Raw genomic sequence first — 6,028 nt, 5'->3', positions numbered from 1 at the left:
CCACTGCCACCGGACTGCAACGCGACTCCCCGACCGGCCGAATGTCCACCACTGCCACCGGACTGCAACGCGACTCCCCGACCGGCCGAATGTCCACCACTGCCACCGGACTGCAACGCGACTCCCCGACCGGCCGAATGTCCGCCAGCGGCACCGGGTTCAGTTGGTGCGCGTGACTTTCTGGGTTTGCCGGTCGTTGTTCTGATGCACATCTCTTCTACAGTGGTGAGCGATACGCCGTGGCTCGGCCACCTCGCCAGTGGCATTCCAGCGACTAGATACCTTGAGCCCACGAGGCGTGGTTGCCTTGGATACACGCAGGCTTGGGGAACAGCCATCTACGCCTAGGCGTGCGCCGCCGCCGGTGCCACGTTGCCCGGGACGGGTTCGTGCCGCAGGTAGCTGCGGCGGAACCGGCCCGTGCCGGCGGTCAGCGCCCGCAGCTGCACCGCATACCGGAGGAGTTCCCCGTCCGGGACCTCGGCGGTGACCTCCGTGGCGTCCCCGCCGGACGACGTCGTGCCCGTGAGCCGGCCACGGCGGGACGACAGGTCGCTCATGACGGCTCCCACGTACTCATCCGGGATGCTGATGGTGACGGCGGAAACGGGCTCCAGCAGCTGGATGCGGCCGGCGGCTGCGGCCTCGCGGAGGGCCAGCGCACCGGCGGACTGGAAGGCGGCGTCCGAGGAGTCGACGCTGTGGGCCTTGCCGCCCACGAGGGTCACCCGGATGTCCACCACCGGGAAGCCGGCCGAGACACCCTTCTGCATCTGCGACCGCACACCCTTCTCCACCGAGCCGATGAACTGGTTCGGCACCACCCCGCCCACGGTCTTGTCCACGAACTCGAAGCCAGCCCCGCGTTCGAGCGCCTCCACCTCAATGTCACAGATGGCGTACTGGCCGTGGCCGCCGGACTGCTTGACGTAGCGCCCGTGCCCAACAGCGGGCGCGGCGAAGGTCTCTCGCAGCGGTGTCACCACGGGCACGGTCTGCAGCTTCACGCCCTGGTCCCGCAGCCGGTCCAGGACCACCTCGCCGTGGGCCTCGCCCATGCACCACAGGATCAGCTGGTGGGTTTCCGAGTTGCGCTCCACCCGGAGCGTCGGGTCGCCGGCGGCCACCTTGCCCAGGCTCTTGGCGAGGGCGTCCTCGTCGCTGCGGGTGGCGGCCTCGACGGCGACCGGCATGAGCGGCTCCGGCATGTCCCAGGCGGTGATGAGCAGCGGAGCGTCCTTCGCGGACACAGTATCGCCGGTCTCGGCGCTGCCAAGTTTGGTGATGGCGCAGATGTCGCCCGCCACCGCGAACGGCACCGGCTTCAGGTTTGCCCCCATTGGGGAGTAGAGGTGGGTCAGGCGCTCGTCGCTGTCGTGGTCCTCGTGGCCCCGTTCGGCCAGGCCGCGGCCGCTGACGTGCACTGCCGAATCCTCGCGCAGCGTACCGGAAAAGACCCGCACCAGGCAGACCCGACCCAGGAACGGGTCCATGGTGGTGCGCACCACCTCACCGGCCAGCGGCCCGTCCGGGTCACAGGACAGCGGACCCGCCGGTTCCCCGGCGAGGTCCGTCACGTCCGGCACGGCACCCTCCAGCGGTGTCGGGAATGCCCGGGTCAGCATGTCCAGCAGCTCGGCGATCCCCACGCCTTTTTCGGCCGAGGTTGGAAGGACGGGAAAGAACGATCCGCGCGCCACAGCCGTTTCGAGGTCGCCCACCAGGACGTCGGCGTCGATATCCTTACCTCCGAGGTAGCGGTCCATGAGCGACTCGTCCTCGCTCTCGGAGATGATGCCCTCGATCAGCGTGCCGCGCGCCGATTCCACGGATGCGAGTTCATCCGCAGTGGCGTCCCGGACCGCGGGTGCCGGGGACTCGCCGTCGTACTCCGAAACCTGCCCGGACAGCAGCCCCAGCAGTCCCGTGGCGCCGCCGTCCCCGAGGACCGGCAGGTAGGCGGGCACCGCCGACTGGCCAAAGGCGCTCTGGCAGGCGGCCAGGGCCGCGTCGAAGTTCGCCCGCGGGTGGTCCAGCCGGCTGATCACCACCGCCCGGGGCGTGTCCAGCTGGGCGCACTCCGCCCACAGCGCGGTGGTGGCGGCGTCGATGCCGTCCACGGCCGACACCACGAACAGCGCCGCGTCCGCAGCGCGCAGTCCCGCCCGCAATTCGCCGGTGAAGTCCCCGTAGCCCGGTGTGTCCAGCAGGTTCACCTTGACGCCGTCGTAAATCAGGGGTGCCACAGAAAGCACCACGGAGCGCTGCTGGTGGATCTCGGACGGCTCCGCATCGCTGACTGTGTTGCCGTCAACGATGGAACCCATCCGCGGGATGGTCCCGGAGGCGGCGAGCAGGGCCTCGAGCAGCATGGTCTTGCCGGCTCCGGAGTGTCCCACCAGCGCGACATTGCGGATGCCCTCAGGCTTGTCCACCGGCGCTCCGGCCGACGCGTCCGCCCGCCGGAGATCGGAACTGCCGCGGCCCGGACCCTTGCCCCGGCCGTTTGTGCCCTTTACCGACATGACCATCTCCCGGCGTGCTAGTCGTGAGCCGCCAAGCGGCCTTGGTAAGACGATTCGACACCTAAAGCTGCTGATCAGCAAGGGGTCCCTGCCCCCCAAGGCCAGTCCGACGGCGCGGCGGCGCGGCTCTCCGGGGCCGGCACCGGGCGCTACGTAATAACCGTTGCGGCGTCCTGCCGGTAGGGGGACGATGGATACCGTGGCCGCACGGCCGGCCCATGCCATCCGACTAGTCGCCAGGGAGCGGTCGATGAGTGCGTGGAATGAAAATATCGGTGCAGGATCATCCGGCCTGACGGCGGTCACCGTGGTGGAAGGCTCCTCCTTCTGCATCTCCGCCGAGAGCGGGGACGTGTTTCCCGGCCAGCCGCAGGGCGCTTTCTACCAGGACACCCGGATTCTGTCCCGCTGGCAGCTGACGGTCGACGGCGTTCCGCTGGAACCGCTGTCCGGCCAGACCCGCGAACCCTACCGCGCGGTGTTCGTCGGCAGGCCCCGCGGGGCCAACGGGGCGGTGGAGAGCCCGCTGGTGGTGGAGCACAGCCGCCAGGTCGGGCCCGGTCTGCGTGACGACATCAAAATCCACAACTACTCGGAACAGCCGCTGGCCTGCCGCATCCAGATCAAAGTGGACGCGGACTTGAGCGACCTGTTCGACGTCAAAGGCGGAAAGGTGGTGCCTTCCGCCGAACACAGCCGGCAGGTCCGGGCCGACGCCCTGCAGATTGACGCAATGCGCAATGGCGTCCACCGCGGCGTGATCATCAGCGCCCACGGCGCCACGGTCACCGAGGATGCCCTGATGTTCGACGCCGAACTGGCCCCCCGCGGCGTGTGGACGGCCAGCGTGTTCACCACCCCGCTGGTTGACGGCGCCGGGCCGGAGCAGCCGTTCACGCATGAGTCGGCTCCGCACGTGGGCGCCCAGCGCTACGCCGCTTGGGAGGAACACGTTCCCCGGCTGACGGTGACGGACAAGAACGTGGAGAAGGTGCTGACCCGCAGCCAGGAGGACCTGGGCGCCCTCCGGATCTTCGATCCCGACCACCCGGAGCGGGCAGCCGTCGCCGCAGGGGCCCCGTGGTTCATGGCCCTGTTCGGCAGGGACTCCATCCTGTCCTCCTACATGGCGCTGCCGGTGGACCCGAAGCTGGCGGCCGGGACCCTGCAGACCCTCGCCTCCCTGCAGGGCCAGAAGGTTGATCCGGACACCGAGGAGGAACCAGGCAGGATCCTGCACGAGGTGCGGCTGGGGGTCACCGCCGGACTCGCGCTCGGCGGCAGCCAGGCGTACTACGGCACCGCGGACGCGACGCCTCTGTTCGTGACACTGCTGGCGGAGCTGGGGCGCTGGGGCCTGGCGGGCGACCTGCTGGACTCGCTCCTGCCCCATGCTGACCGGGCCCTGGAATGGGTGGAGCACTACGGGGACCGCGACGGCGACGGTTTCGTGGAGTACCAGCGCGCCAACGAGCACGGCCTGCTGAACCAGGGCTGGAAGGACTCCTGGGACGGGATCAACTTCGCCGACGGCACGTTGGCGGAGGCCCCCATCGCCCTGTGTGAAGTGCAGGGGTACGTCTACAGTGCCTACCTCGGACGCGCGCTGCTCGCGCAGCAGCTGGGCGACGAGGAGACCGCGGCCAAATGGAACCGCCGGGCTGCTGATATCAAGGCCGAGTTCAACGAGAAGTTCTGGCTCCCGGAGCGGGGATACTTTGCCGTGGCCCTGGACAAGGACAAGCGTCCGGTGGATGCCTGCACCTCCAACATGGGCCATTGCCTCTGGGTGGGGATCGTGGACGCGGACAAGGCACCCCTGGTGGCCAAGCGGCTGATGTCGCCGGAGATGTTCACGGGCTGGGGAATCCGGACGCTCGCCTCGGACATGGGTGCCTACAACCCTGTCAGCTACCACAACGGTTCGGTGTGGCCGCACGACACCGCGCTGGTGGCTGCCGGACTGATGCGGTACGGGTTCGTCGAGGAGGCCACGCAAATCGCCACGGGCCTGTTCGACGCGGCGGAACAGTTCGACGGGCGGCTGCCGGAACTCTTCTGCGGATTCTCCCGGGATGATTTCCCTGATCCTGTGCCGTTCCCCACGTCGTGTTCACCGCAGGCCTGGGCTTCGGCCGCGCCCGTGCACCTGATGCGGACCCTTCTGCGCTTTGATCCCCTGCTTCCGCGTGCGGAGGTCTGCCTGGCACCGGTGCTGCCGGCGGAGTTCGGCAGCTTCCGCGCGGACAACGTGCAAATGGACCATTCCCGGATCACTATTAGCGCCGCCGGCAGCGAGGGATCCATTGACGGCCTGCCGCAGGGCACGACAGTGCTGCACGCACCCCGGCCGCCGCTGGAGCGGCTGATGGCACCTTAAGGAACACACCGCACCGCAACTCCGGTGCGCCTACAACTGAATGGTCTCAGTAGTTAGACGGTCACAGTAGATCCGGACAAGGGAGCTGCGGATGCGTATCGGTTTGATTGCGGGGCCTTGGTATCCGATTCCCCCGGCTGGGTACGGAGGCATCGAACTGGTGGTCGACGCCCTGGCCAGGGGATTTTCCAGGGCGGGCCATGAGGTGCTGCTTGCCGCCACCGCGGACAGTACCTGCCCCGTGGATCGGCTCCCCGGGATGCGCTCCTCCGAACCCGACCTCGTTGGATTCACCTCCTCGGAACTCAGCCACGTCATCAACGCGTATGCCGGCATGGACGGCACCGTGGACCTGGTGCATGACCACACGCTCGCAGGTCCGCTCTACCGCGGACGTCCCGAGGGGCTGCCGGTGGTGACCACAATTCACAGCGAACTCACCCCGTCGTTCGCCGCTGTTTATGGCGCAGCAGCCCGGGACACGACCCTGATCGCCATCTCCAAGAGCCAGGTCAGCAGCGTGCTGGCAGACCGGGTCGCGGCCGTCATCCCCCACGGCATGGAGGTGGCCGCGGTTCCAGTGGGGCACGGGCAGGGCGGCTACGCGTGTTTCCTTGGCCGGATGTGCCCCGACAAAGGCGTCGTCGAAGCCATCCAGGTGGCCCAACTGGCCGGGGTTCCGCTCCGGATCGCCGCAAAGATGCGGGAACCTGCCGAAATGCAGTATTACCACGACGTGGTGGGGCCGCTGGAGGGCCCGGACGTGGAGTTCCTGGGCGAAGTGGGCGGCGCGGAGAAATACAAGCTGCTGGGCGAAGCGATCGCCCTGCTCAATCCCATCCAGTGGATGGAACCGTTCGGGCTGGTGATGATCGAGGCGATGGCCACCGGCACCCCGGTCGTGGCCACACCCCTGGGGTCGGCGCCCGAGATTGTTGACGACGGCCTCAGCGGCTACCTGGCCGAGGCGCCGGAGGACCTGGCCCGCCTCCTGGTGCGCGCTGCGGACCTGGACCGCAGGACGGTCCGGACCCAGGCCGAAGAGCGGTTCAGCACCGAGCGCATGGTCGACGCCCATCTGGCCCTCTACGCCCGGCTGACCGCTGTGACCTCGGCCCGGTAG

Annotated in this window: 3 protein-coding genes; 2 read left to right on the top strand and 1 reads right to left on the bottom strand. The window is 68.6% G+C overall.

Annotated features, from left to right (window positions below; translation table 11 throughout):
- Nucleotides 1–344: 344 nt before the first annotated feature.
- Nucleotides 345–2,525 (bottom strand): elongation factor G-like protein EF-G2, encoded by a 2,181-nt coding sequence (locus DBZ45_RS09865; RefSeq protein ID WP_111903743.1) that lies wholly within the window; start codon nt 2,523–2,525, stop codon nt 345–347.
- Between the two features lie 250 nt (nt 2,526–2,775).
- Here DBZ45_RS09865 and DBZ45_RS09860 point away from each other — a divergent pair, with 250 nt between their 5' ends.
- Together DBZ45_RS09860 and DBZ45_RS09855 are read left to right on the top strand one after the other, a co-directional pair.
- The gene (locus tag DBZ45_RS09860; RefSeq protein WP_111903735.1) at nt 2,776–4,905 is read left to right on the top strand and encodes an amylo-alpha-1,6-glucosidase; all 2,130 of its coding nucleotides are present in this window, start codon (nt 2,776–2,778) and stop codon (nt 4,903–4,905) included.
- A gap of 91 nt (nt 4,906–4,996) precedes the next feature.
- Nucleotides 4,997–6,028, top strand: coding sequence for a glycosyltransferase family 4 protein (locus tag DBZ45_RS09855; protein ID WP_111903734.1), 1,032 nt, complete (start codon nt 4,997–4,999; stop codon nt 6,026–6,028).

The organism is Arthrobacter globiformis (assembly GCF_003261175.1).
GTDB classification, from domain to species: domain Bacteria; phylum Actinomycetota; class Actinomycetes; order Actinomycetales; family Micrococcaceae; genus Arthrobacter; species Arthrobacter globiformis_A.
This window is presented reverse-complemented; position numbering and strand designations above follow the sequence as displayed.